Below are 25,634 nucleotides of genomic sequence, written 5' to 3'. Positions count from 1 at the left end.
CGGGTCAGTCGGTGCCGACCTCGTTGGCGACGCGGTCCTGCGCGTCGGCGATGGCGGTCTCGACATCGGTCGACCCCGACATGATCGCCGTGTGCATGTCGCCGAGGATGCCCTGGACGGCCGCCGTCTTGTTCGACGTCGGGTTCTCGGGCAGCGTCTCGTGCGACGACCAGGCGAACTTCGACAGGTCGTCGGTGGGTGCACCGTCGGCGGCGAAGTACGTCTCGGCGACCGCGTCGTTCGTCAGCGCGGGGGTGATGCCGACGCCGGCGAGCAGCTCTGCGGCCTCTTCGCTCGCGGCGAAGGCGAGGAACTCCTTCGCTGCCGCGACCTTCGACTCGTCGATGGCGGCGTTGATGCCGAAGCCGGTCGGGTCGCCGAAGGTCACCGGGGTGTTGTCGGTGCCGGTGGTCGACGCATCCAGCTGCGGGATCGGTGCGACGCCCCAGGCGAAGTCATCGGCTTCACCCGATGCCTGCTGGGCGATGAGGGTTCCCGTGAACCAGGTGCCCATCGGCAGCATCGCCGCGTTCTGCTTGCCGAACTCGCCCTGGTAGGTCAGCGAGTTCGCGCTCGAGGTGTTGAAGTCGACCTGGGCGCCGTCGTCCTGCAGGGCGAGCACACGGTCGTAGAAGTCGGCCATGTAGCCGTAGTCGCCGGCGAGGATGTCGGCGTCGTTCTGCGCGTTCGCGAAGCCCTGCACGACCGACTGCCAGCGGTGCATGTACGAGCCCTTCGCGCCGCCGAGCGCGGCGGTGAGGTCTTCGGCCGCGGCGTCGTAGTCCTCCCACGTCCAGCTGCCATCGGGGTAGTCGATACCGGCCTGGTCGAACAGCGCCTGGTTGTAGTAGAGCACCCACGAGTCCTGGCGGTAGGGCACCGCGTACTGCACGCCGTCGACCGCGTACGAGTCCGCACCGCCGATGCCGTCGGGCAGCTCGACATCCGAGACGTCGAGCAGCTGACCGCCCTCCTGGAAGGTGGTGACGTACTTGACCTCCTTCTGCGTGATGATGTCGGGGCCGCTGCCGGCGGCGAGGTCGGCGGTGACGAGCGTGTTGTACTCAGCCGGGTCGTACTCCTTGAGCTCGATCGTGACGTCGTCGTTCTTCTCGTGGAACGCGTCGGCGAGGAGCTGGAACTCGGGGCTGGTGTCGAGCGCCCAGCCCGAGAGCGTGAGGGTGACGGGGCCGGTCTCTTCGGGTGCGGCTTCCGACCCGCCGCCGCTGCAGCCGGCGAGCGAGAGCGACGCGACGACGGCGATGCCGGCCGCGACGGCGAATGTGCGCTTCATTCGTGGATACTCCTTCGTGATTGCAGGGCCCGTCTTCGGACCCTGTCGGGTGACCGGTGCGCGACTACGCGCGTCCGGAATCGATGAGGCGACTGGTCGTCGCCCGGGCATCCGGCCAGGTGACCGAGATGGTGCCGTCGGCGTCGATCACGACGCCGGCGGGGCTCTGGGGCGCGGCATCCGTCGCGCTCAGTTCGACGATGACGGCCGTCCACTCCCCCGGGGCGACCGCCGTCTCGACGACCGGTACGGCGGAGTATGCGCCGAGGGGGCCGGCGTCGGCACGGACGACGACGGAGGCGGCGACGTCGACGCCCAGCGAGCGGATGCTGCTGCGCAGCGCGCCCGCGGCTGCGAGCGCACCGTCTTCGGCGACCACGCGGGTGATGCCGGCGTCGGCGTCGGCCGCCACGGCCCACCCGCCGATGCGCAAGGCGACCGCCTCGACGCCCGCCGCGGTGAGATCGGTGACGCGCACGAGTCGCACCTCCCAAGGGCCGCGCACGAGCGAGTGGATCTCGACGGTGCCCGCGATCTCGACGTCGCCGGCGACTCCTGCGCCATGGCGGTTCTCGGCGGGGCGCGGGGTGATCCAGTGGGCCCGGCTGCGCGACGTGGCGATGCCGACGCGCCCGTCCGTGTCATCCTGGACGCGCACGTCGAGGAGCTCCATCGCCGATCGGTGGGTGACGCGTCCGTCGCCGCTCACGAGCACAGCGGACTGCTCCAGCGGGGCCAGCCACGCGTCCGCGTCGAGCAGGGGAGCCGTCGCGGTGGAGTAGCCGATGCGCGCGTAAAGGGGCGAATCGCCGACGAGGCCACCCGCGAGCGCCTTGTCGGTGCCGTGGTTGATGACGCGCACGATGCCGTCGGCCGCCGTCGCCGAGACGATCCAGCCCGCCGCGCGGACCGAGCGCAGGTCGTCGCCGGTCTCGATCGGGAGAGCGATCGGCTCGGCCGTCCACACCGGGTGGTCGGCGGGCAGCGCGATGCCGAGGAGTCCCTTGACCGCCCAGTACGGCGAACCCGTCCCGGAGTACGACTGCGCGAGCATCCGCCACTCGTCGTGCCAGCCGAGGGAGAGGATGCCGTCGGCGTCGGGCGCTCCGCGCTCGGCGAAGTGGCCGACCATCGCGCCCGCGGCGCGGCGGAGCTGCCCGAGGGGCACCGACGGCACCCCGGCGATCGCGCCGACCCAGAAGGGTGCGGCTGCGGCGTACCGGTAGATGAGGCTGCGCCCCTGGACGAGCGGCGAGCCGTCGCCGCCGACGAGGGCGACGGCATCCTGCAGGTAGCGGTCGAGCAGCGCGACGTCGCCTGCGGTGCGATCGCCGGCGAGCTCGTCGGCGCCCTGCATCCGCGACCACAGCACCGGATACACGTGCAGCGCCCAGCCGACGTAGTGGTCGTACGCGCGCTCGAAGCCGTCGGAGATCCAGCCGTCCTCCCGCACGAGGCTGTCGTGCAGCGCCAGGTCGGCAGCGACATCTTCCGGCGACCACGGGCCGCCGACCGAGCGAAGGAACGTCTCGACGACGAGGCGGAACCACAGCCAGTTCGTCTTGGGGTAGGTGTCGTCGCCGACGGCGGGTGCCAGGTAGGCGATGACGCGCTCCCGGGTGGTGGCGTCGAGGCGCTCCCAGATCCACGGCCGGGTCATGTCGAGCACGACGGCGAGGGATGCGGCTTCGACCTTCGCCTGACCATGCTCGTCGAGGCGCACCCAGCGGTCTTCCGCGTCGGGATCGACACCGGCGGCGATCCCCCGGGCGTAGAAGTCGATGAGGTCGTCGACGCCTTCACCCCGGGCTCCTGCGATGCGGAAGCCCGCGAGCAGGAAGGTGCGGGCGAAGCCTTCGAGCCCGTCGACGGCGCGACCGTAGCCGCCTTCGGCGCCCGGGAAGGTGATGCGTGCATTGCCCGCCGAGGCGAAGGGCCGCGCAGCGGCGAGCAGGCGGTCGGCATACGCCACCCACTGGTCGCGATCCCAGTCGGCACCTGCGGGCATCGACGGGACGAACTGCTCACCCATCACCGGATCTCCTTCGATTCACGCCCGCAGCGATGCGAACGAAAGGGAGCGTATCAACCGATTTCGGTCATTGCAAGGTGTTTTTAGAACTGTTATGATCGTTTCTGATCGCTTTGCTGGCCCGAATCGAAGAGGAGACGGCCATGACACCGCAGACGGAGCCCTTCCAGGGAGCCCTCGCCGAGGCTCTGCGCGCGCGCATCGGCGGCGACGCGCTGACCGCTGAGCGGCTCGCCGGACTGCTGTCGCCCGCGGACGCCGCCCTGCCCCATGTGTCGGCCGCGGACCGATCGGTGTGGGGCCCGGGCGGCTCCGCGGATGCCGCGGCCGTGGACGCCCTGGTCGCCGGAGCCACGACCGACCTCGCGGAGCCCTGGCCCCTCCCGCTGGCGAGCGCGGCGGCCCGCGTGCACATCGACGGCGACCGTGAGGTGTGGGAGCGCCCGGCGTTCGCCCGCCAGCGACGCCTCAGCCGAGCCGTCGTCGCCGCCGTCACCACCGACGACGACCGCTTCCTCGCTGACGTGCTCGACGGGGTGTGGCTGCTGTGCGAGCAGTCGTCGTGGTGCTGGCCGGCGCACGACGACGCCTTCACGGTGCGCGGCAGCATCCTCGCCACAGCCGACGAGCCGTACCTCGACCTCGGCGCCGGCGAGGTGATCGGCCAGCTCGCCGTCATCGACCACGTGCTCGGCGAGCGCCTCGAGCGCCGATACCCCGGCACCCGTGCCCGCATCCGTCGCGAGTCTCGCCTCCGGGTCATCGACCCGTTCCTCACCCGGCGCGACTGGCACTGGCTCGGGCTCGACGGCGACGTGCACAACTGGAACCCGTGGATCCACGGCAACGTGCTGCTGGGCGCGCTGCGTCTGCTCGACGCGCCGGACGACGCCGCGCTGCGCGCCCAGGTGGTCGCGCTCGTCATCGAGGGGATCGACCGGTACGTGAGCGTGCTCCCCCTCGACGGCGCCGTCGACGAGGGCTACGCCTACTGGTGGAACGGCGCATGCCGGGCGCTCGAGGCTCTCGACGTGCTCGCCTACGCGACGGGCGGCGTGCTCGATGCGACAGGGGTGCCGGCGCTTCGCGCCACCGTCGCCTTCCCCCACCGGGTGCATCTGGGCGGTCCGTGGTACCTGAACGTCGCCGACGGGCAGGCGAAGCCCCCGGCGGCCCAGCCCTGGCACGCGCTGCACCGCGCCGCCCGCGCGTTCGGCGACGCCGCGGCACAAGCCCACGCCGCCGCGCACCGCGGCGCCGAGGGGACACCCGCCGCGACCGAGACAGAAGGACTGCCCCGTCTGCTCCGCGGCATCGCCGACGCCGCGTGGATCCAGGCGTCGCCGGCGACGTCGCCCCTCCCCCGCGACACCTGGCTCCCGTCGGTCGAGGTGGTCATCGCACGCGAGGTCGAGGGTGATGCCACCGGGCTGACGGTCGCCGCCAAGGGCGGCCACAACGGCGAGCACCACAACCACAACGACGTCGGCGAGTTCATCGTCGCGACGGACGGCGTGCCGGTCGTCATCGACGCCGGTCGCCCGACGTACACGCTGCAGACGTTCGGGCCCGACCGCTACGACATCTGGACCATGCGCAGCATCTGGCACAACGTGCCGGTGGTCGCCGGCGTCGAGCAGCCGCCCGGCGCCGCCAGCGCGGCATCCGGCGTCACCGTCTCGATCGACGATGCGGAGACGGCGTTCGATGCCGAGCTCGCCGGCGCGTATCCTCCCGGCACCGTCGGGTCGTGGCACCGACGTGTGCGCCTCGACCGTGTGGCGCGCGCCGTCGAGGTGGCCGACTCGTGGTCTGCCGCAGCCGACGGAACCGAGGTGCGGATGCTGCTCGCCGGCAGCGTCGAGCTCGCTCCGGGCAGCGCTCGCGTCGTGCCGCTCGACGGTGCGACCCCGGTGCTGGTGCGGTGGCCCGACGACGTCACCGCCCGCATCACCCCCGTCGACCTCGACGACCCCATGCTCACCGCGGTGTGGGGCGCGCGACTCACCCGCCTCGATCTGGACGTATCTCACCGCGACGAGGTCGCCGTGACGATAGAACTGGACCTACCGACCCCCGAGGACCACCGATGACCGACCAGAATCACGCGCCGCTCGCGGCCGCACGACGCGCGCATGTGCTGGCGGCGCTCGAGCGAGACGGCATCGTGCGCATCTCGCAGCTCATCGACGAGCTCGGCGCCTCGTCGGTCACGCTCCGCCGCGACCTCGCCCAGATGGAGAACGAGGGGGTGCTCCAGCGCGTGCACGGCGGCGCCATCCCCGTCGCCGACGCCGTCACCCGTCCCGATGCCGGTGCGACGGGCGGATCCCCCGCGCCCACCGGTTCGATCGCCGTGCTCGTGCCGTCGCTGGACTACTACTGGCCGGGCGTGGTGCGCGGTGCGGAGGCGGAGGCGGCCCGCCGTGGAGTCGGCATCGTGCTGCGCGGCGCCTCGTACGAGCTGCAGGACGAGCGGCCCGTGCTCGAGCGTCTCATCGACGCCGAGGGGGTGCGCGGGCTCGTGGTGGCCCCGAACACCGACACCCCGCACGCGCAGGCGGTGATCCAGTGGATCGCCGAGTCGGGGGTACCCGCCGTGCTCGTCGAGCGCGACGCGGTGCTGCTGCCCGACCGCGCTCCTGTCGAATCCGTCACCACCGACCACGCGCTCGGCGCCGTACTCGCCGCCCGGCACCTCTCAGACCTCGGTCACCGCCGGGTGGGCCTCATCATCTCGCGCGACTCCCCCACGTCGCGCAAGATCACCGCCGGATGGCGGTCGGCCTGCGCCGAGCTCGACCTCACGCCCACCGATCACTTCGAGTCGATCCTCCCGCCCCGCACCAGCCCGGACTTCTCGTCGGTCGTCGATGCGACCCTCGACACGGCCCTCCGCCACAACGTGACCGCGCTCGTCGTGCACTCCGACCCCGAGGCGATGGCCTTCGTCGACCTCGCGCTGCAGCGCGGCATCTCGGTTCCCGACGACCTGTCGGTGATCGCCTACGACGACGAGGTGGCCGAGCTGTTCTCCCCCGCGCTCACCGCCGTGAGCCCGCCGCGCGGTGCCGTCGGCAGTGCCGCGATCGACCTCGTGCTCCGCCGCATCGAAGACCCCTCGCGGCCGGTGCATCGCGTCACCCTCAGCCCGCGGCTCAACGTGCGCGGTTCGACGGCTCCGCCCCGGGCCTGAGCGTCGCGGTCACGCCCGGCTGTCGACTCCCGTACCGCCGCCGATCACCGCGGCTCGCCATTCGGTGAGACCTGCCGCTATCGCGCGGGTGTCGGCCCACGGCATCTCGGGCGCCTCGAGGCGCCGCTCGGCCAGTGCGAGCGTCACGGCATCCGCCTCAGCCCCCATCGGCTGGACCGTGGGCACCTCGATCACACGCTCCCCCGCCGGCGTGCGAACGATGATCGTCGAGGCGCTCTGCGCCCGTCCGCCCCACGCGTCGGGGAGCACGATCTCACCGCGTTCGCAGCGGATGACCGCAGACCCCGGCAGCTGCCGCACGATCGCCGTCGACAGGCGGGCTTCGAGCCCGCCGATGTCGAACACCGCGGTCGCGTCGCCGTCGACGCCCTCGACGAGCGTGCCGGATGCCTCGACCAGCGTCGGCCCGGAATCTGCAGCTCGTCCGACCCGGGCGACCTCCACCGCGAGCGACAGCGGGTAGCAGCCGACGTCGAGGATCGCGCCGCCCGCGAGCGCGGGGTCGAAGAGTCGGCCGGTGCGCCGGCCCGCGGCGAAGCCGAACGATGCCTCCAGCGCCACCGGAGCGCCGAGCGCGCCCTCCGCAGCATCGGCGACCGTGCGCCTGAGCGTGTCTGCGAAGGGGCCGAACCGGTTCTTGAACGCCTCGACGAGCGGGCGATCCGCGTCATATGCGGCAGACAGCATGCGCTCGGTCTCGGTGAGCGTCGGCGTCGCCGGCTTCTCGCACAGCACCGCCTTCCCCGCCTCGAGCGCCCGGATCGCGAGATCCGCGTGAGTGGTGTGGACCGTGCCGATGTAGACGGCATCGACGTCGTCGCGAGTGAGGATCGCATCGTAGTCGCCCCATATGCCGACACCGTGATCTGCGGCGAACCCGGCCGCGCGATCGGCCACCGAGCTGCCCACCGCGTGGAGGACTCCGAGCGACGAGGCCGCGAGCCCCGCCGCGAAGTCCCGGCTGATCGCTCCTGGTCCGAGCACCGCCCATCGCGTCATCGACATGTGCCGACCCTACGCGATGGGCTCCGCGGCTTCCCGCGCGGCCCGCGACGAGGAGCGGACCGCCCCGATGCTCGCGACGATCACCAGCGCGATACCCACGAGCTCGATCACGGTCATGTGCTGGCCGAGGAGCACGAAGCCGGCGAGCGTCGCGGTGGCGGGCGCGAGGCTCATGAGGATCGCGAACGCCGCGGCCGCGAGGCGTCGCAGGGCGATCAGCTCGAGCGCATACGGGATCGCCGACGACAGCACGGCGACGGCGGCACCGAGCGCCAGCACCTCGGGGCGCAGCAGCGCGGCACCGGCGTCCCACACGCCGAACGGCAGCGAGATCACAGCGCCCACGGCCATCGCGAGCGCCAGTCCGTCGAGCCGGGGGAACTCCCGCCCGACGCGCGCGGACGCGAGGATGTAGAACGCCCAGCTCGCGGCAGCACCGAGTGGGAACAGCACGCCGATCGGGTCCAGGCGATCCCACCCGCCGCCGGCGAGGGCGACGACGCCTGCGAGCGCCACGAACGCCCACAGCCACGCCGAGGCACGTCGGCTCGCGACGATCGAGAGCACCAGGGGGCCCAGCACCTCGATCGTCACGGTGACCCCCAGCGGCAGCCGCTCGAGCGCGAGGTAGAACAGGCCGTTCATGACCGCCAGCACGAGACCGAAGGCGGCGACCGATCTCCAGGCCGCCCAGGTGTGGCCGCGCAGTCGCGGCCGGGCGATCGCGAGCAGCAGCACGGCCGAGAACGCCAGGCGCATCATCACCATGCCGAGGGGCCCGACCTGGGGGAACAGCAGCACCGCGATCGCTGCCCCGACCTCCTGGCAGGCGAGCCCGGCGATCACCAGGAGCACGGCGGACGTCGAGCCCGTCCGGGTCGTCACGGCGTCACTCGGCCGGTGCGCAGATCGGGTTCTCGGCGACCGCCGCGTGCTGCTGCTCGGCCGTCCACGGCAGCCCGGCCTCGGGCGCCTTCTGCCCCGCGGCAGCCGGCGCCTTCGACGCGATGGCCGCGAGCTCGAAGCCCAGGCTCTGTGCGGCGGCGACCTTCGCGGTCGAGTTGTTGAGCACGAACGCCACCGTGAGTCCGGTGTCAGGGTCGGAGAAGCCCCCCACGAGGTACCCCTGGCGACTGCTCACCTGACCCACGAGTCCGCCCGCGTGAAGCGTTCCCCCCGAGATCGTGAACCACGACGGCGCCGAAGAGCTCACCGGCCACTCGGTGTCGAATCGTCCGTTGCCGTCGGCGCCGAGCGACCCTGCGGCGAGCGCCTGCACGTACGTGCCGAGATCCTCGATGTCGGTCGCGACGCCGGAATCGGTGTAGCCGGTCGTGAACGACGTCGCGGTGACGTCGGTGGGCGTCGTGCAGTCGCGACCGCCGCCCTTCACCGCGGGGGAGTAGAGCCCCGTCAGCGGCGTGGTGCCCGCGGGGAAGGCCTCGAACCGGGTGTTCGCGAGTCCGAGCCGATCGACCACGTACTCGTCGACCAGCTCTGCGGCGCTCTTCTGCGTCGCGCGCTCGAGGGCGAGCCCCAGCAGCACATAACCGGCGTCGGAGTCGCGGTAGGCCGTACCCGGCTCACCCGAGCGGCCTTCGCCGAGGCCGTAGCCGGCGAGTTCCCGCGGATTCCAGGTGCGCTCCGGGTTCTGCAGCCACTCGGCCGAGAGCCTGTCGCGGTAGGCGCCGATCCCCGAGGTGCTCTGACACAGCTGCTCGAGCGTCACGTCCGACAGATTCGGCACGCCGGCGACGTACGTCGACACCGAGTCGTCGAGGCGGACGATTCCGGCCGCCGCCACCTGGTAGAGCACGTCGCACGTCATCGCGCGGGTCATCCTGCCGGCGGGGAAGGTCATGTCGGCGGTGACGGCCGCGCCTCCCGGCGTCTGCGAGCCGAGGGCCTCGACCCACACGCCGCTCCAGGGAGCCCAGACGCCCACGATGGCGCCGGATGCCCCGGTGGTGGCCATCGCCGATGTCACCGCATCTTCGAGCTGGGCGACGGTGTCGTCGGGAAGCTGCACGTCGACCTGCTCGGGGGTGTCGACCGAGACGGGTCCGGTGGGAGCGCAGCCGACAGCGACGAGCGCCGAGACGGCGAGCACTCCGAGCATCGCGGCGACGCCGCGTCGTCGTCGAGTGGGACGAAGTCGCATCCTCACCCCCCGATGATCGTGCAGAAGCATTCAAACATACGATGCCACAGGACCCGGCATCCGTTCCGTAGTGTGTGGAACATGCCCCATCACTTCGACGACGCCGTCGTCACCGCGGTCCTGCGTCACATGAACGGCGACCACGGCGACGACAACCTGCTGATCACGCGCGCATTCGGCGACGGGATCGATGTGGCGACGGCCACGATGACCGGATTCGACGGCGACGGCGGACTGTGGCGCGCCGACCTCGCCGACGGCTCGTCGGCCGACGTGCGCGTGCCCTGGCCGGGCGGCGCCATCACCGAGCGCCCCGAGGTGCGGCGCGAGATCGTGGCGCTCTACGACCTCGCCTGCGAGCGCCTGGGCGTGACGCCCCGCCCGCACGCCTGACGACCGCCGTCGCCGTCTCGGAAATCGGGCTGGGTAAGGCAGACCTAAGTCACGTACACTGGCGGCATGGACCACCCGATCCCCTTCTCGACCGCCCTGCGCGAGCGCTCGAGCACCTCGCACGCGTCCAGCGAGCACGCCGGCTTCATGAGCGACCTCATGCGGGGGGAGGGCACCCGTGAGGACTACGTCGCCCTCGTCGCGCAGCACTGGTTCATCTACGAAGCGCTCGAGCGCACCGCCGGGCAGATGCGCAGCGATCCCGTCGCCTCGGTGTTCATCAGCGACAAGCTCACCCGGCTCCCGGCCCTCGAGGCCGACCTCGAGTTCCTGATCGGCCCCGGCTGGCGCGACGAGATCGTGCCGCTGCCGACCACGCGCCGCTACGTCGACCGCATCAACGAGGTCGGAGCGACCTGGGCGGGCGGCTTCGTCGCCCACCACTACACGCGCTACCTCGGCGACCTGTCGGGCGGTCAGTTCATCGGGCGGCTGATGTCGCGCCGGTTCGGCTTCGACACGAACGGCATCGGCTTCTACCTCTTCGACGACATCGCCGACCCGAAGGCCTTCAAGGACGTCTACCGGGAGCAGCTGGATGCCGCGCCGTGGGATGCCGCCGAGCAGGAGCGTGTGATCGACGAGGTGCTGCTGGCGTACCGGTTCAACACCGAGCTGTTCGACGACCTCGCGCACGCGAAGGCGGCACAGGTCGCCTGAGGCTCCGCGCCCGAGCGCCGTGGCCGCCGCTCAGCGCGCGGGCGCGTCGCGCCGCACGCCGGCCATGAACCGCTGCACGTCGGGGTCGACGCGGATGTCGCTCGGCCGGAGCGGCCGCGACAGGTACAGCCCGTCGAGCGAGGTCAGCCGCGACAGCGCGACGTACGTCTGGCCCGGGGCGAACGCTCCGCTGCCGAGGTCGACGATCGCGCGCTCGTACGTCTTGCCCTGCGACTTGTGGATCGTGACCGCCCAGGCGAGCCGGAGGGGGAACTGTGTGAACTCGGCGACGATGTCACGGGTGAGCGACTTCGAGCCGGCGTCGTACGCGTAGCGGTACCTCTCCCAGACGGCCGGCTCCACCTCCATCTCGTCACCCTCGACGTCGACGCGCACGGTGCCGCCCGCGATGCGCGTCACCGTCCCGATCGTGCCGTTCACCCATCGAGGCGGCTCGCCGAACGACTGGGTGTCGTTGCGCAGGAACATCACCTGCGCGCCGACCTTGAGCTTCAGCTCCATGTCGGCGGGGTACACGTCGCCGCGACCGAAGTCGCCGTTCACCTCGGCGACCGCCGTCTGCTCGCGCCCGATCAGCTCGGTCAGGTGCCGGCGGTTGATGTTGTTGACGATGTCGTTGCGCGTGGCGAGGGTGATGATCGGATGCTCGCCGTCGGCGGGATCGGGAGGCGTGCGCGCGCCGGTGTCGTTGAGGATCTGCGCGATGTCGGCGGTGACCCGGCCGTAGCGCACGGCGTTGAGCATCGACTTGAACGCCGGGTCTGTCTGGCGGTGGATGTCGATGAGCTCGCGGATGTTCAGCTCGGTGCCGTACGTGCCCACATCGAGGATGCCGTCGGCGGCCTGCTCACCGACCCACACCTTGGCGTCGAAGAACCAGAACGAGCGGTAGTGATCACGCACGTACTTGAGCTCGTCGCCGCGGGGAGGCACGGGCGCGAGCTGGTACGGGTCGCCGAACATCACGATCTGCACCCCGCCGAACGCCTCGGAGCGGCGCCCGCGCGCCTGGCGCAGCGACCGGTCGATGGCGTCCATGAGGTCGGCGTTGACCATCGAGATCTCGTCGATGACGAGCGTGTCGATCGCGTTGAGGATTTTGCGCGCGGCATCGGACTGATCGATCTCGCCGCCGGCGATGAGGCCGATCGGCAGCCGGAACAGGGAGTGGATCGTCTGGCCCTCGACGTTGAGCGCCGCGACACCGGTCGGAGCGCAGACGGCGATCTGCTTGCTGGTGTTCCAGGCGAGGTGCTGGAGCAGCGTCGATTTGCCCGTGCCGGCCCGGCCGGTGACGAAGACGTGCTCCCGCGTGTCTTCGATGAGCCGGAACAGCGCCTCCTGCTCGGCGGAGAGGGGCGGGGTGTTCACCGATTCATGGTAGCCACCGGGATGCCCCGCCTGCGGCGCCCGGCCGGGATCGGTGGAATGACACCGGATTCCGCCCGCGCGCGCGGTCTTCCTAGACTGGGCGTGTGGACCAGGGGGCACGCGCCACCACGGTCGGCGGCGCCGCCTCGCCCCCGACCGTCGAAAGCGCGCCCCGGGAGACGCCCGCGATGATCCGCCCGCCCGACCGGCGTCGCCGTCGACTCGCGGCCGACCTGCTCGTCCTCGCTGCAGTCGGCGTGATGCTGGTGGCCGCTGTGTGGGCGGCGTTCGGCGCCGTCCAGCGGGTGTTCTACAGCCCGAGCGCGTTCGTGGAGCAGTACCTCGGGCTCCTGGCCGACGGGCGCGCGGCCGACGCGCTCGCGGTGCCCGGCGTCGCCGTCGACTCGGTCGACCTCGCCGCAGCGGGGCTCGACGATTACGCATCGGACGCCCTTCTGCGGAGCACGGCGCTGTCGAGCCTCACCGACATCGAGGTGATCTCCGAAGAGCGCGACGGCGACACCGCGCGGGTGACGATGTCGTACACCGCGGGCGGAGTCGCCGGGAAGACGAGCTTCGACGTCGCACAGAGCGGAACGATCGGCTTCGCACCCACGTGGGCGTTCGCGAAGAGCCCGCTCGCGGTGATCGAGCTGGTGGTCGACGGGTCTCCGAGCTTCACGGTGAACGGCTTCGACATCGAGAAGGTGCAGGTCTCGCCCGACGGCGCGGACGCCGACCCGCTGGCCGCCCTGCCGCTGCTCGCGTTCTCGCCCGGCCTGTACTCGGTGTCGGTCAACACCCCGATCGCCGTCACCTCGGGTGTCGCCGTGCTCTCCGACAGCCCGCTGCGCGGCATCCCCGTCTCCCTCACCGCGAACCCCACCCCGGAGTTCGCCGACACGGTGCAGGTGCGCGTCGACGAGTTCCTCACCGAGTGCGCGACGCAGCAGGTGCTGCAGCCGACCGCCTGCCCGTTCGGGTACATCGTGCAGGACCGCATCGTGTCGCTGCCGCGGTGGTCGATCATCGAGCAGCCGACCATCGCGCTCGAGGCCGACGGCGACGGGTGGCGCATCCCGCCGACCGAGGGTCTGGCGCACATCGACGTCGACGTGCAGTCGCTGTACGACGGCACCATCACGTCGGTGAGCGAGGATGTGCCGTTCGTGCTCACCGGCCAGATCACGATCCTGCCCGACGGCAGCGTCTCGATCGTCGTCGGCGGCACCGACACGACCTGAGCCCGCGGTCGGGCGGGCGCACCGCCTGAGCGGCGTCAGGCGCCGCTGCGGGCGTCGCGCTCGGCGAGGGCGGCGAGCTGCCGGTTGTACTCCTCGAGCTCGGCGTCGCCGGTGCGGTCGGCGTGCCGGTCGCTGCGCTTCTGCGCGCGCGCATCCGTGCGGCTCCACTGGATCGCCACGGTGATCGCGAGGATGAGCGTGGGGATCTCGCCCACCGACCAGGCGATGCCGCCGCCGGTGTACTGGTCTTCGAGGGGTGTCGCCCCCCAGGTGCGCCCCATCGACCCGAACCACTCGGCGACCATCAGCCCCTCCTGCATCATGATGGCGATGCCGAAGAAGGCGTGCATGGCCATGATGCCGATGAGCAGGAGCAGGCGCCCGGGGTAGGGGAGGCGGTAGGGCACCGGGTCGATGCCGATCAGGGTGAGGACGAACAGGTAGCCCGAGATGAGGAAGTGGGCGGTCATCCACTCGTGCCCGAGGTGGTCGTAGAGCGACCAGCGGAAGAGGTCGGTGTAGTAGAAGATCCACAGCGACCCGATGAAGATACCGGCGGCGACGAACGGGTTCGTGAGCACGCGGGCGACCGGGGAGTGCACGGCCCAGAGGATCCACTCGCGCCCACCGCGCGTGCCGTCGTCGCGCTTGCGGATGGCGCGCGCCGCGAGGGTGACCGGCGCACCGGCGACGAGCATCACCGGGATGGCCATGGTCAGCAGCATGTGACCGACCATGTGCATGCTGAAGAGGTAGTCCTGGTACACGTTGACGACGCCGCCGGTGACCCAGAGCAGCCCGGCGAGCCCGCACAGCCACAGCACGGTGCGATAGATCGGCCACGCGTCGCCTCTGCGGCGCAGGCGCCAGACGCCGGCGGCGTAGAAGAACGCGCCGAACCCGACCGCGAACGCCCACACCAGGTCGATGTTCCAGGCGGTGAGCCACGCGATCGGAGTGATCTCGGGCGGCAGCAGCGCGCCGGTCAGCACTTCGGCCGGAGTGAGCGTGCCGGGGAGGGTCGCCGCGACGGGCGGGGGAGTGCGTGCCAGGGCGGCCGCCGCACCGCTCGCAACGCCCATCAGCGCGAACTCCAGCGCGATGAGCGTCCAGAAGGTTCGCCGCTTCGCTTCGTCGCGGTAGCGGCCGATGAGTCGCCGGCGGTAGACGGCGCCGAGGAGCCCCACCGCGAGGAGCGCGACCACCTTCACCGTGAGGATCAGCCCGTACGCCGAGAACAGGGCATCCCAGGTCTGCAGACCGATGACGGCGCGCACCGTGCCCGACAGGGCGACCACGACGAAGGCGACCAGCGCGATGCTCGAGTACCGGGCCAGCACGTCGGCCATGCGTGCGCTCTTGAGCACCGGGCGCACCAGCACGAGGAGGATGAGCCCGCCGACCCACACGGCGGCACCGATGATGTGCAGCACGAGAGCGAGGATCGCCTCGTTGTGATTCGCCTCCTCGCCGGAGTGGCCCTGCGTACCCATGGGCACGAGGGCTGCCACCGCGAGGATCGCGACGAACAGCGTCGCCGTCCACGACCGCACGGCGAACGTGAGCACGGTGAGGGCGGCACCGGCGATCGTGGTGATCAGCCAGGTGCGGCCGGACTCGGTCTCGACGAGGTAGCGCCCGAGCTGCGCGCCGAACTCGGGTCCGAGCGACACCTGCGGGTTGAACGCGTCGAGGAAGGTGAGGAAACCGGTCGCGGCGGCGGCGACGGTGAAGACGGCTGCCGAGACGGATGCCGCGTCCAGCGCGATGTCGAACTCACGCTCGCCCGCCTGCAGGCTGAACAGCGCGGTGACCAGCACGCCGACCATTCCGGCCGCCGACAGGTTGACGAACAGCTTCGCCGTGGGAAGGCCCCACCGCACGAGGGGGCCAGGGTCACCGATGGCGAGGGGCTCGGCGCCGCCGCCAGAAGCGAGAGCCCAGACGAGGGTCGCGAGCGCCGCCACCGCGAGGATCGTGGGCCCGGCGGCCCGCAGCGCGCGCGAGTTCACGGGTTCCAGCCTACGTGGCCCTCGCGCGGGCGGCTCACGGCGCAAAGCAGAGGAGGGATGCCGCAGTGCGCGGCATCCCTCCTCGAAAGACCAGGGTCTTACTTGACGGCGGCCTTCAGCTTCGAACCGGCGGTCACCTTGACACGCTTGCCCGCGGGGATCTTGATCTCGGCGCCCGTCTGCGGGTTGCGGCCGGTGCGGGCCGACGTGGCGACCTGCTCGAACGAGATCCAACCGGGGATCGAGACCTTGCTGCCCTTGGCGACCGCCTCCGAGACGGTGGCGAAGAGGGAGTCGAGCACACCCGACACAGCGGCCTGGCTCTGCCCGGTCGCGCTCGCGATGCTCGCGACGAGTTCGGTCTTGGTGATGGACTTGTCGGCCATGGGGTTTGTCCTCCAAAGGGCGCGGGATCCGCGTCCTTCTTCATTGCTCGGACCGGATGGCGTTCGCCCCCCGGCTGGTCGGATCGACCGCCTCGACTATAGCCACGATCTGGCGGAAATCCGCGGATTTTCGGGCCTTTCGGGCATTCGCATCGGCGTGTCGGCCCGATCCGGGCCCAGATCTGTGACGGAAGTGACGTCTGAGGCGGCCGAGGCGACGGCCGCGCGTCAGGCTCGATGCGCTGCGATCACGCCGCGCGCGGTGCGTGCGAAGGCCGGCGCGACGCGGTCCTGACCGTCGAGATAGCCGCCCACGAGCGCGGCGTCGCGGAGCAGCACGAGGGATGCCGCGACCTCGGCCGGCTCCGCCAGCCCGGCGGCCGCGGCGAGGTGCTCGAGGGTGCTGCGGAACCACTCGCGATGGTCGGCGATGAGGTCGCGCACCGGCCCCGCATCGGGGTACTCGGCCGCCGCGTTGATGAAGGGGCAGCCGCGGGTATGGCGCTCGCGGATATCTGCCGCGACACCCTCCACCACGAGGTCGAGGAGCACATCGGGGTCGTCCGAGGCCTGTGCGGCCTGTGCGAAGAGAGCCCGCAGCCCGTCGTCCTCGCCCTGCAGGTAGGCGAGTACCAGCCCCTCCTTGCCGGCGAACTGCTTGTACATCGTGGCGCGGGTCACTCCCGCCGATTCGATGATCCGGTCCACTCCGACCGAATGGATCCCCTCGCTGTAGAAGAGATCGGTCGCCGCCTGCAGAAGACGCTGCCGAGCTGTTGCGGTGGTGCTCATGGTTCCTCCATCCTGACGCGTATCCGGCGTTCTGGAGATTCTTTGGGAATACTCTTGTGTAGATAGAACGTTCGATCTACCATCAGGATACATCACCGGAGGCGGCAGGTCTCCGGAACCAGCGACACCACCACCGCAACCCCCGCGACACCCACAAGGAGATCGACATGAACACCACGACAAAGACCCCCATCGTCCTCATCAACGGCCTCTGGATGACCCCCACGAGCTGGGACACCTGGGCCGAGCGCTTCCGCGCCGCCGGCCACCCGGTGATCGTCCCCGGCTGGCCCGGCATCGACGACCGCACCGTGGCAGACATCCGCTCCAACCCCGAGGCGCTCAAGGGCGTCGGGCTCAAGCAGATCGCCGACAACTACGAGCGCATCATCCGCGAACTCCCCGAGAAGCCGATCATCATCGGCCACTCCTTCGGGGGAGTGCTCACCCAGATGCTCGCCGACCGCGGCCTCGGCGTCGCCTACGTCGGTGTCGCCCCGGGTCAGACTGCGGGCGTCACGACGCTTCCGCTGTCGACCCTCTGGACGGGCACGCCCATCCTCGCCAACCCGTTCGGCAAGAACGGAGCGAAGCCGCTGAGCAAGCGCCACTTCCACTTCACGTTCGGCAACGACCTGCCGCGTGCGGCGTCGGACGAACTCTGGGAGGAGTTCGCCGTCAACTCGTACAACCGGGTCTTCTTCGAAGGCGTCGCCTCGGCCTTCAATGAGAAGGGCGGCGTGACGCACGTCGACTACGGCCGCAACGACCGCGCCCCGCTCCTCATCATCACCGGCGACAAGGACCACGTCGTGCCGCCGGCGATCGGCAAGGCCGTCGTGAAGAAGTACCGGGCGACGGGCAGCCCCGCCATCGTGGAGTACAAGGAGTATGCGGGCCGCACCCACCGCCTGGTGAGCCAGGACGGCTGGGAGGAGATCGCCGACTACGCCCTCGCGTGGGCGACCGACCACGCGGTCACCGAGACCGCCGCCGCGCCGGCTGCCGAGACCGAGGCCAGCAAGTAGACGGATGCCCCGCCCCTGCGGCACCGGCGTGACCCACTCCGTCGTCGAGGCTCCCGGCCCGCTGCCGGGCGCCTCGACGGCCGAGTGAGCTCGGCCCGGTGTCCGCGGTGGGCGGCCAGGCCCGGAGCGCGCGAGCGCTCCGGGCCTTCGTCGTGCCGGTCAGTCGTGCAGACGCCGCAGCGCGCTCACGACGTCATCGTGCCAGCGCCGGGCTGAGGCGAGCGACCGGCCGAACAGCGCCGTGTCGTGCGTGCCGCCCTGATAGCGCACGACGCTCGCCTCGACGCCTGCGTCGCGCAGCGCCCCGCCGTACGCATCGCCGTCACGGCGCAGCGGATCGTACTCGGCTGTCAGGATCACCGCCGGCGGCAGCCCCGCGTGAGTCTCAGCCCGCAGCGGCGAGGCGTACGCGTCGCGGGCATGCCGCTCCTCGGCGAGGTAGGTGCGGGCGATGGAGCGGAGCTCGCGCAGCGCCAGGACGCTCGGGATGCCGAGGGCACGCGTCGCGCCGAGGTCGAGGTGCCGCCCCGTGAGGTCGACCACGGGCACCTCGAGGACCTGCAGCCGGAGCGCGGGTCCGCCCCGATCGCGCTGCAGCAGGGTGACCACGGCGGCGATGTTCGCGCCCGCGGAGGTGCCGGCCACGCCGATGCGCTCCGGGTCGACGCCGAGAGATTCCGCCTGCGCGAAGAGCCACCGCAGCGCCGCGTACCCCTGCTCGATCTGGACCGGGTAGCGGTGCTCGGGGGCGAGGGCGTAGTCCACGGCGACCACAGCCACTCCCGCGTCGGCCGCGCGGCGCCGATGAGCGGCATCCGTCGACGGGTAGTCGATCCCGCCGATGCGGAAAGCTCCGCCGAAGAACGACAGCACGGCCGGCACCGGGCCGCGATCGGCCCCAGCCGGGTGGTAGACCCGCACCCGGAAGGGCACGACGCCGTCGACCTCGATGCGGTGCTCGCTCGTGCGCACGTCTGGCCCCGCGATGCCGTGTTCGCGCAGCTGCGTGCGGTCCCAGCCGAGCGCGGCGCGACGGTGCTTCGCCCGAGCGCGGGCGTGAGGTGCGAGGCCGTCGCCTGCAGCGCCCGAAGAGGGGGTGAGCGACCGTGTCACGTTCTCGCCGGCGCCGGGTCTGCGGAAGGGCCAGAGGGATGCCGCCCGTACCCGCGCCCCCGTGATCACCTGGTCGAACATGTAGCGCCGGTGCACGCGCAGTCGCTCCGCGAAGAACGGGTCCAGCGGCATCCGGCACTCCTCTGCAGGTCGGGATTCCGAGTGTAGGGGCATGCAGAAGGCCCGGAGATCCGAGGATCTCCGGGCCTTCTGTGCTGTGCTGCGGTGCGGGCTTACCAGCTCGACTTGGTCACACCGGGCAGCTCGCCACGGTGGGCCATGTCGCGGAAGCGAACGCGCGAGATGCCGAACTTCGACAGGTGGCCACGGGGGCGACCGTCGATGACATCGCGGTTGCGCAGGCGCACGGGCGACGCGTTGCGGGGCAGCTTCTGCAGGCCCACGCGAGCGGCCTCGCGCTCCTCGTCGGTCGAGGTCGGCGACACGAGCGCCTTCTTCAGCTCGGCGCGCTTCGCGGCGTAGCGGTCGACGACAACCTTGCGCTGCTCGTTGCGCGCGATCTTGCTCTTCTTAGCCATGGGATCAGCGCTCCTCTCGGAATTCGACGTGCTTGCGGATGACCGGGTCGTACTTCTTGAGCACGATGCGGTCGGGGTTGTTGCGGCGGTTCTTGCGGGTCACGTAGGTGTAACCGGTGCCCGCGGTCGAACGCAGCTTGATGATCGGACGGACGTCCTGTGCCTTCTTGGCCATTAGAGCTTCACACCCTTCGCCTGGAGGTCACGCACGACCGCCTCGATGCCGCGAGCGTCGATGACCTTGATGCCCTTGGCCGAAACGTTCAGCTTGATGTTGCGACCCAGCGACGGAACGAAGTAGGTCTTCTTCTGCACGTTCGGGTCGAAGCGGCGCTTCGTCCGGCGGTGCGAGTGCGAGATGTTGTGACCGAAGCCGGGAACTGCTCCAGTCACCTGGCACACTGCTGCCATAGTGATGTCTCCTTAGTACCGTGAGGCCGGACGGCCCCACCCAAGATCCCTTGTCTGCACCCCGCACGAAATCCGGCCGATTCCGGCCGAGATGTGATGTGGGGAGCGAACTGCGTGCTGGAGTGCGCGCAGACAAAGAGTCAGTCTAGCACGCCGATCACCCCACCCCGACTCCACCGGCCGCCGCAGCGTATTCCGAGGCGTTCATGCGTCGTGAGATCGGCCACCGTCGATACCGTGGTGCAACCCCGGTCCGTTGTGGGCGGTCCACAGAACTTCGCCGCGGGCGCAGCAGCGATGCCAGCATTCCGGCAGGTCGCGGATCATCGCGAGGAAGTCGAGGTCGTCATGTCGTCGTCACCCCACACACCATCGTCTTGGCCGTCGTCGGCGGAACTGCTCGCCGACCCGCACCACTGCCCGTGGTGCTTCAGCGGGCTCACCGGCGCAACGTGCTCCGCGTGCGGCCTGCTGGTGGTCGACGAGGAGGCCCCGCGCGTGCTCGAGCTCGGACGCACGATGCTCGCGTGCGAGCAGGAGCGCCGCCGCCTGCTCGCCGGCATCCGGCAGCGCTCCGACGCCCTCGTCGCGGCGGCGGTCGAGGTGCATTCCACCGACAGCATGTTCGCCGATGACGGCTCTGAGACGATCGTCGCCGCGGCGCCGACGGTGTCCACCACCACGACGGGCTCCGACCCGCTCGCGGTGCTCGTCGACGCGTCCGCCGCATCGACCCCGGCCCCGGCCGTGATGCCGACCCCGCCCCGGCTGCCGGCGCCGTCGGCCACCCCATCGCCGAAGAAGCGGCGCCTCACGGTCCCGGTCGTGCTCCTCATCGTCGGGGTGTCGCTCGTGGGCATCGCCGCGATCTTCTTCCTGACGCTCGCCTGGTTCGTCGCCGGCATCGGGGTACGGGCGCTGATCATCGGCGGAATCACGCTCGCCACGATCGTCGGCGCGTCTCTGCTTCGTCGGCGCCAGCTCACCGCGACAGCCGAGGCACTCGCCGTGCTTGGCGTCCTGCTGCTGGCGCTCGACGCCTGGGCCGTGCGCGCCAACGACCTGTTCAACGCGGGCGGAACCGACCCGCTCGTCTACGCCGGGGCTTCGGCGATCGTCGTCGCGGTGGTCTGCCGGATCTGGGCACGGCTCTCAGGGCTGCGTGCTCCCGACCTCACCGCCGTCCTCGCCCTGCTCGCCGGCATCGCCCTCATCGTCGCCGGCATGGTGGCCCTCCCCACGGGGGAGGCGCTCCTGATCGGGCTCCTCGGTGCGGCAGTCGGCGGCCTCGCCCACTCCCTGCCGGCGCCGTGGTCGTCTGCTCGCCGCGATGCCGTCCTCGAGCGCGAGGTGCTCGCCTGGGCTGGCGTCGCCGCCTTGGCAGCCGCGGCGATCGCTTCGGTCGCCGTCGCGCCGAACGAGGTGAGCGTGCCGCTGTGGTCGGCGGTCGCGATCGCCCTCATCGCCGCCGCGTACACGGTGCTGTCGGTGCGCGCGAGCGACGCATCGCGGCTGCCGAGCGCGCGCATCCTGGTCGGTGCGGTCTCGAGCGTCGGCGCGGTCACGCTCGCCGGAGCGGGATGGCAGGCCGCCCTCCGCAGCGACGAGCCCGTCTACGCCCTCCTGCTTGCGCCGCTTCTTCCCGTCGTCGTCGCCGTCGCCCTCGACGTGCTCCGCCGGCGCCTGCCGATCCTCACGCCGGCGACGATCGCGGCGGCATCCGTCGCAGCGCTCAGCACCGTGGTGGTCTTCGCGGTCTGGCTCGCGGAGGCGTATGCCGTGATCGCCGGCGGATGGCACGTGTGGGCGACCGACCCCTTCCTCGTGCCCGCGGCCCTCGTGCCCGTGGTCCTCGCGCCGGCGCTGCCGGTGATCGTCGCCGCCGCGATCGCGATCCTCTTCGCGCTCGCACCGGGCCTCGGCGCTCCGCGGGTCCGCGACGCACGTCTCGTCGCGGCTGCGTCCCTGGTCCTCGCGGCGACCGCGCGCACGGGAGTGCCGATCGTGCTGGTCGGCTCCGCCCTCGTGATCGCCGCTCTGGCGGTCTGGGGCCTGTCGCGCCGTCCCTCCCGCCTGCACGCGCGCATCGGCTGGGGTGTCACCGCGGGTGCGGCCACGATCACTGCATACGTCGCGGCGACCGCGACGCCGTGGCTGTGGGCGATCGCCGTCGTCGCCGCCCTGGTGGTTCCGATCGCCGCCGCGGTCGTGACCCGCGCGGCCGCACCGGCGTCAGCGATCCTCGCCGTGACCTCGATCGGAGCGGCCGCGGCGTCGGCCCTGCTCGCGCCCGCGGCGATCGCCGCCGCGATGGGCGTAACGGCCGACCCTGGTGCGACCCTGCCTCTCGTGCAGTGGATCGCACTCGTCTCGCTCGGCATCGCCGCCTTCGCCCCGCTCGCGCGCCTCGTGCGCACCGCGGTCGCGGCTGCCGCGTTGGCGCTGCTGGCTGTGTCGCTGACCTCTCTCGTGCTCCCCCCGGCACCGACCGGGTCCGTCGCGGCGCTCCTCGGCGAGCCCTGGGCGGCGATCGCGCGCGGCATCCTGATCACGGCGCTGCTCAGCGCGGTCGCGATCGGGCGCACGCGGATCGACGCGTCCGCACGCATCGCGGCGGCATTCTTCGTCGCGGGCGCGGCAGGCGGGGCAGCTGCGGCAATCGCATCAGTCGCCGGGGCGACGGATGCGACAGCGCTCACTGTCGGTGTGACCGCGGCGGCGGTCCCCGCAGTCGCCGCCATCGTCGCCCTGCGCGTCACCGCTCCCTCCACCGAGGAGCTCCGCGCGCGGCTCGCCCTCGACCTCGGGACGGTCGCCGTCTTCGCCGCCACGAGCTGGCAACTGTCCACACCGCAGGTCGCGTGGGAGCTGGCGGCGATCACGGCCGCCCTCCTGGCCGCCTCGGCGACGCGGGGCTGGGCCGCGCCGCGCGCGGCCGCGGTCTCGGGGTTCCCGACCGCACCGGGCGAAGGGGCCGCGCTGACGCAGGCTCCGCGGCGCCTCCTCGTCTGGGCGGCGATCGGTGCCGCCTGGCTCGCGCTGCTGCAGTGGCTCGCGATCGCGCTCGGCGACGGTGTCGCGCTGCAGGTGGAGGCGTTCACGCTCGCTCCGGCGATCGCGCTTCTCGTTTGGGCGGGCGCCCTCACCTGGCTGCGGCGCCACCTCGAGGCGGCGATCGCGGTCGGGCTCTCGTTCGGCGTCGGGCTGTTCGTGCCCGCGGCGAGCAGCGCCGGTGACGAGGGGCCGCGCCTCGGCATCTACGTCGCGGTCGCCGGGGTGCTCTGCCTGGCGCTCGCCTGGAGCCCGCTGCGGCGGCTCGTCGCGGCATCCGTCACCGGCGCCACCGTCGCGCTGTTCGCCGTGGCGATGGCTTCGGTCACGCTCGTGACACCCATCAGCGAGCCGACCATCGCCTGGATCGCGGTGCCGGCTGCCGTCGCCCTGCTCGCTGCAGTGCCGTTCGCCCGCAACGGCTCGGCGGCCCAGAAGGTGTTCGCCCAGACGGCGCCTCCGATCACGCTGGCGATCGGCGCCTCGATGGTCGCCCTGGCTGCGAGCGGGGTATGGGGAACCACGGCAGGCGCGGCGACGATCACCGCCGCCCTCGCGCTGCTCCTCGCCGTGCACGTCGCCGCCGCCGCGCTCGACGCGCTGCCGCTCGCGGCGGGCGCGCGCTGGACCTCCGTGGCCGGCGCCGCGGCCATCGGGGTCGCCGCACTGCCGCAGGTCGACGGAGCGGTCGAGCTCCTCAGCCTCCCGATCGCCGGTGCCCTTCTCGCGGGCGCCGCGCTCGCGATGCTGCGACTCTCCCGTCTGGAGCGGCCGTGGCCCGCGCGCGAGGCCGCCCCGTGGCTCGCCGGACTCGCGATGGCGATCGTACCGAGCGTGATCGCGCCACTCGAGGGGCCTCGGGTCTGGCTCGTGATCGCCGGCGGACTGCTCGCCGCGCTCGGCATCGCGGTGATCGAGGTCGCCGCATGCTCGCGCCTGCGCGCGCAGTCGGTGGCGGTGCTGGTGTTCGGCGCCCTGGCGATGGGCGCGCACGCCGTGATCGTCGCGCCGGGCTGGGATGCCGTGCTCCCGGCGACCGTCGCCGGTGCAGGGGCCGTCGGGCTCGGTGCCGTGGTCGTCTGGATGCGCCTCGACCAGCGCACCACGGTGGCGCCGCTCCTCGCGGCGGCGGGCTCCACCCTGGTGGTCGCGGCGGTCGTGCTCCGCGGCGACGGGGGTGCGCCGTTCACCGCGGTCACCGCTGCAGTCGCTGCCGCGGTCGCCGTCGCCGCGGCGGCCGTGCTGGGGATGCGCGACTGGCAGCGCTGGGCTGCGGCCACCGCGATCGGGGCGACGGCGGTCGCGCTCTCGACGATCACCGTGCGCTTCGTGGCGGTCGCCGACCCGCTGCGGCACGGTCTCGAGCCCGACGTGTGGGCGACGTGCGCGGCGGGCATCGTCGCGGCCGTCACCGTGTCGGCTCTCCGCGCCGGCTCGTCGGCTCGTGTCGCCGGCATCGCACGGATCGGGTTCTCGCTGAGCGTCGCGGTCTTCGCAGCCGCCGAGCTCGCGCTCCTCCTCGCACCCGGCGGAGACAGCGCCGTGCGTGCGGCGATCGTGATGGCGGTGCTGAGCGTCGCCGGGGTCATCGGGTACATCGCGCGGGCGCGGGTCGGCGAGGCGCTCCTGCGCACCGCCGTCGCGTCGGCGGTCCTCTTCGCCGCGGCGGCACTGTTCCTCGCCGGCACGAGCCCGGTCGAGGTGCTCACAGTCGCACCGGCACTCGCGCTCACCGCCGTCGGCGCCCGCCATCTGCAGCTGCACAGCACTGCCCGCTCCTGGCCGACGCTCGGCCCGGGTCTGGCGCTGCTCACTGTGCCGTCGCTCCTCCACGACTTCACCGGCAGCGACCTGTGGCGCATCGTCGGCCTGGGCGTCGTCGCGGTCGCGCTGATCGTCGTCGGCGCCGTCCGGCATCTGCAGGCGCCGCTCGTCATCGGCTCGGCCGTGGTGCTGCTCCACGCCCTCGCACAGCTGTGGCCGTGGATCAGCGCGAACTACTCCGCCGTGCCGTGGTGGCTGTGGCTGGGCACCGGCGGTGCCCTGCTGATCGCGCTGGCGGCGCGCTACGAGAAGAACATGCGCGCGATGCGCGGCGCCGTCACGGCGGTCACGGGCCTGCGCTGACTCCGGGGCGTGGAGCGGGTCCGGCGGCCGGGCCCGCTCCGCGCCCCCAGCGGAACACCGACACGGTCGGGTCGCCGGCGATCCAGAAGCGCCAGGGGAAGGCATCCGTCCCCGCGTCGCCGGCCACCCCGACGCGCGGCCCCGTTGCGACGTCGACGACCGGCTCCGACAGCTCGAGCAGCGCCACCGCCCCGTGGAGCGGGTCGCCCGTGATCGCGTCGATGCCGTCATGGCGCGGATGCCGCAGACCTACCGCGTCTCCGAGCCGACCCGGTCCGCGGGCGAGGTCGCGCGGCGTGCGCGCGGCCGGGCGGCGCCGGGTGGCGGCATCCTGCCCCTCGATCACCTCACCGCCGCGCAGCAGCACACCGCCCGCGACGCCCGCCGGCCCGCACACGACGTTCACACACGAGTGGATGCCGTGGCTGAGGTACACGTAGAGGTGCCCGGGCTCACCCCACATGGTGGCGTTGCGGGCGGTCCGTCCCATCCGCGCGTGCGATCCCGGGTCGGGAACGTCGCCCGTGCCGCGGCCGTGGTACGCCTCGACCTCGGTGAGCCGGACGACCACCCGGTCGCCGCCCACGATCGTGGTCAGGTGAGCTCCGAGGAGCAGCGGCGCCACCTCGAGGGGGAGGCGGGCGAGGTCCCCGCGCGTCGCGCGTCGCAGCCCGCGTGCGGTCATGGCCGGAGTCTACGGCGCGCCGCGACACCGAG

At 71.9% G+C, this 25,634-nt stretch carries 21 protein-coding genes; 7 read left to right on the top strand and 14 right to left on the bottom strand.

Features of this window, described 5'->3' with window-relative positions:
* Window positions 1-4: 4 nt before the first annotated feature.
* Both JOD63_RS15455 and JOD63_RS15450 read right to left on the bottom strand, forming a co-directional pair.
* A complete protein-coding gene (locus JOD63_RS15455; protein WP_045275107.1) occupies window positions 5-1,294 on the bottom strand; it encodes an ABC transporter substrate-binding protein in 1,290 nt (429 codons plus the stop codon).
* Window positions 1,295-1,358: 64 nt separating this feature from the next.
* A complete protein-coding gene (locus JOD63_RS15450) occupies window positions 1,359-3,326 on the bottom strand; it encodes a DUF2264 domain-containing protein (RefSeq protein ID WP_245243960.1) in 1,968 nt (655 codons plus the stop codon).
* A 143-nt stretch (window positions 3,327-3,469) separates the two neighbouring features.
* On the opposite strand from JOD63_RS15450, the gene JOD63_RS15445 reads away from it, so the two are divergent.
* A complete protein-coding gene (locus JOD63_RS15445; RefSeq protein WP_052682461.1) occupies window positions 3,470-5,419 on the top strand; it encodes a heparinase II/III domain-containing protein in 1,950 nt (649 codons plus the stop codon).
* On the top strand, window positions 5,416-6,522 hold the full coding sequence (locus JOD63_RS15440; protein WP_045275106.1) for a substrate-binding domain-containing protein: 1,107 nt from the start codon (window positions 5,416-5,418) through the stop codon (window positions 6,520-6,522). The genes JOD63_RS15445 and JOD63_RS15440 overlap by 4 nt, the downstream gene beginning before the upstream one ends.
* Window positions 6,523-6,531: 9 nt before the next feature.
* On the opposite strand, the gene JOD63_RS15435 is transcribed toward JOD63_RS15440, so the two are convergent.
* Genes JOD63_RS15435 through JOD63_RS15425 form a run of 3 tightly spaced genes read right to left on the bottom strand, consistent with a single transcriptional unit; the run spans window position 6,532 to window position 9,709 of the window.
* Window positions 6,532-7,548 carry a Gfo/Idh/MocA family protein gene (locus tag JOD63_RS15435; protein ID WP_045275105.1) on the bottom strand — a complete coding sequence of 339 codons (1,017 nt, stop codon included), beginning with the start codon at window positions 7,546-7,548 and terminating at the stop codon, window positions 6,532-6,534.
* Window positions 7,549-7,557: 9 nt separating this feature from the next.
* Entirely contained in the window at window positions 7,558-8,433 is an 876-nt protein-coding gene (locus JOD63_RS15430; protein ID WP_045275104.1) for an EamA family transporter, read from the bottom strand.
* A gap of 4 nt (window positions 8,434-8,437) precedes the next feature.
* A complete protein-coding gene (locus JOD63_RS15425) occupies window positions 8,438-9,709 on the bottom strand; it encodes a serine hydrolase domain-containing protein (protein ID WP_045275103.1) in 1,272 nt (423 codons plus the stop codon).
* Between the two features lie 81 nt (window positions 9,710-9,790).
* On the opposite strand from JOD63_RS15425, the gene JOD63_RS15420 reads away from it, so the two are divergent.
* Window positions 9,791-10,102: a DUF2470 domain-containing protein gene (locus tag JOD63_RS15420; protein WP_045275134.1), complete on the top strand. Its 312-nt coding sequence runs from the start codon at window positions 9,791-9,793 to the stop codon at window positions 10,100-10,102.
* Between the two features lie 66 nt (window positions 10,103-10,168).
* Window positions 10,169-10,822 carry a biliverdin-producing heme oxygenase gene (locus tag JOD63_RS15415; RefSeq protein WP_045275102.1) on the top strand — a complete coding sequence of 218 codons (654 nt, stop codon included), beginning with the start codon at window positions 10,169-10,171 and terminating at the stop codon, window positions 10,820-10,822.
* A 30-nt stretch (window positions 10,823-10,852) separates the two neighbouring features.
* On the opposite strand, the gene JOD63_RS15410 is transcribed toward JOD63_RS15415, so the two are convergent.
* On the bottom strand, window positions 10,853-12,214 hold the full coding sequence (locus tag JOD63_RS15410; RefSeq protein ID WP_045275101.1) for an ATP-dependent DNA helicase: 1,362 nt from the start codon (window positions 12,212-12,214) through the stop codon (window positions 10,853-10,855).
* A 104-nt stretch (window positions 12,215-12,318) separates the two neighbouring features.
* Here JOD63_RS15410 and JOD63_RS15405 point away from each other — a divergent pair, with 104 nt between their 5' ends.
* Window positions 12,319-13,458: a hypothetical protein gene (locus JOD63_RS15405; RefSeq protein WP_245617952.1), complete on the top strand. Its 1,140-nt coding sequence runs from the start codon at window positions 12,319-12,321 to the stop codon at window positions 13,456-13,458.
* Between the two features lie 35 nt (window positions 13,459-13,493).
* Here the strand turns inward: JOD63_RS15405 and JOD63_RS15400 are convergent, their stop codons facing one another.
* The 3 genes from JOD63_RS15400 to JOD63_RS15390 all read right to left on the bottom strand — a co-directional run bounded on the left by JOD63_RS15400 (window position 13,494) and on the right by JOD63_RS15390 (window position 16,648).
* Window positions 13,494-15,470 (bottom strand): cytochrome c oxidase assembly protein, encoded by a 1,977-nt coding sequence (locus JOD63_RS15400; protein ID WP_045275100.1) that lies wholly within the window; start codon window positions 15,468-15,470, stop codon window positions 13,494-13,496.
* 98 nt (window positions 15,471-15,568) lie between these two features.
* Entirely contained in the window at window positions 15,569-15,940 is a 372-nt protein-coding gene (locus JOD63_RS15395; RefSeq protein ID WP_271180726.1) for an HU family DNA-binding protein, read from the bottom strand.
* A 144-nt stretch (window positions 15,941-16,084) separates the two neighbouring features.
* Window positions 16,085-16,648 (bottom strand): TetR/AcrR family transcriptional regulator, encoded by a 564-nt coding sequence (locus JOD63_RS15390; RefSeq protein WP_045275098.1) that lies wholly within the window; start codon window positions 16,646-16,648, stop codon window positions 16,085-16,087.
* 167 nt (window positions 16,649-16,815) lie between these two features.
* On the opposite strand from JOD63_RS15390, the gene JOD63_RS15385 reads away from it, so the two are divergent.
* Complete coding sequence (locus tag JOD63_RS15385; RefSeq protein WP_045275097.1) at window positions 16,816-17,676, top strand: alpha/beta hydrolase; 861 nt, start codon at window positions 16,816-16,818, stop codon at window positions 17,674-17,676.
* 159 nt (window positions 17,677-17,835) lie between these two features.
* Here JOD63_RS15385 and JOD63_RS15380 read toward each other — a convergent pair whose 3' ends face one another.
* The 4 genes from JOD63_RS15380 to rpmB form a co-directional block, all read right to left on the bottom strand.
* A complete protein-coding gene (locus JOD63_RS15380; protein WP_045275096.1) occupies window positions 17,836-18,921 on the bottom strand; it encodes an alpha/beta hydrolase in 1,086 nt (361 codons plus the stop codon).
* Between the two features lie 101 nt (window positions 18,922-19,022).
* On the bottom strand, window positions 19,023-19,328 hold the full coding sequence (gene rpsN, locus JOD63_RS15375) for a 30S ribosomal protein S14 (protein ID WP_045275095.1): 306 nt from the start codon (window positions 19,326-19,328) through the stop codon (window positions 19,023-19,025).
* A gap of 4 nt (window positions 19,329-19,332) precedes the next feature.
* Entirely contained in the window at window positions 19,333-19,503 is a 171-nt protein-coding gene (gene rpmG / locus JOD63_RS15370; RefSeq protein ID WP_005051772.1) for a 50S ribosomal protein L33, read from the bottom strand.
* Window positions 19,503-19,739, bottom strand: coding sequence for a 50S ribosomal protein L28 (rpmB, locus tag JOD63_RS15365; protein WP_013584774.1), 237 nt, complete (start codon window positions 19,737-19,739; stop codon window positions 19,503-19,505). Before rpmB ends, rpmG begins: the two co-directional genes overlap by 1 nt.
* A 348-nt stretch (window positions 19,740-20,087) precedes the next feature.
* Between rpmB and JOD63_RS15360 the strand changes: the two genes are divergently transcribed.
* The gene (locus tag JOD63_RS15360; protein ID WP_211088136.1) at window positions 20,088-24,917 is read left to right on the top strand and encodes an SCO7613 C-terminal domain-containing membrane protein; all 4,830 of its coding nucleotides are present in this window, start codon (window positions 20,088-20,090) and stop codon (window positions 24,915-24,917) included.
* On the opposite strand, the gene JOD63_RS15355 is transcribed toward JOD63_RS15360, so the two are convergent.
* Window positions 24,901-25,602 carry a DNA-3-methyladenine glycosylase gene (locus tag JOD63_RS15355; RefSeq protein WP_045275093.1) on the bottom strand — a complete coding sequence of 234 codons (702 nt, stop codon included), beginning with the start codon at window positions 25,600-25,602 and terminating at the stop codon, window positions 24,901-24,903. The genes JOD63_RS15360 and JOD63_RS15355 overlap by 17 nt on opposite strands.
* Window positions 25,603-25,634: the final 32 nt, after the last annotated feature.

The sequence above is a fragment of the Microbacterium terrae genome, from assembly GCF_017831975.1.
GTDB classification, from domain to species: domain Bacteria; phylum Actinomycetota; class Actinomycetes; order Actinomycetales; family Microbacteriaceae; genus Microbacterium; species Microbacterium terrae.
This window is presented reverse-complemented; position numbering and strand designations above follow the sequence as displayed.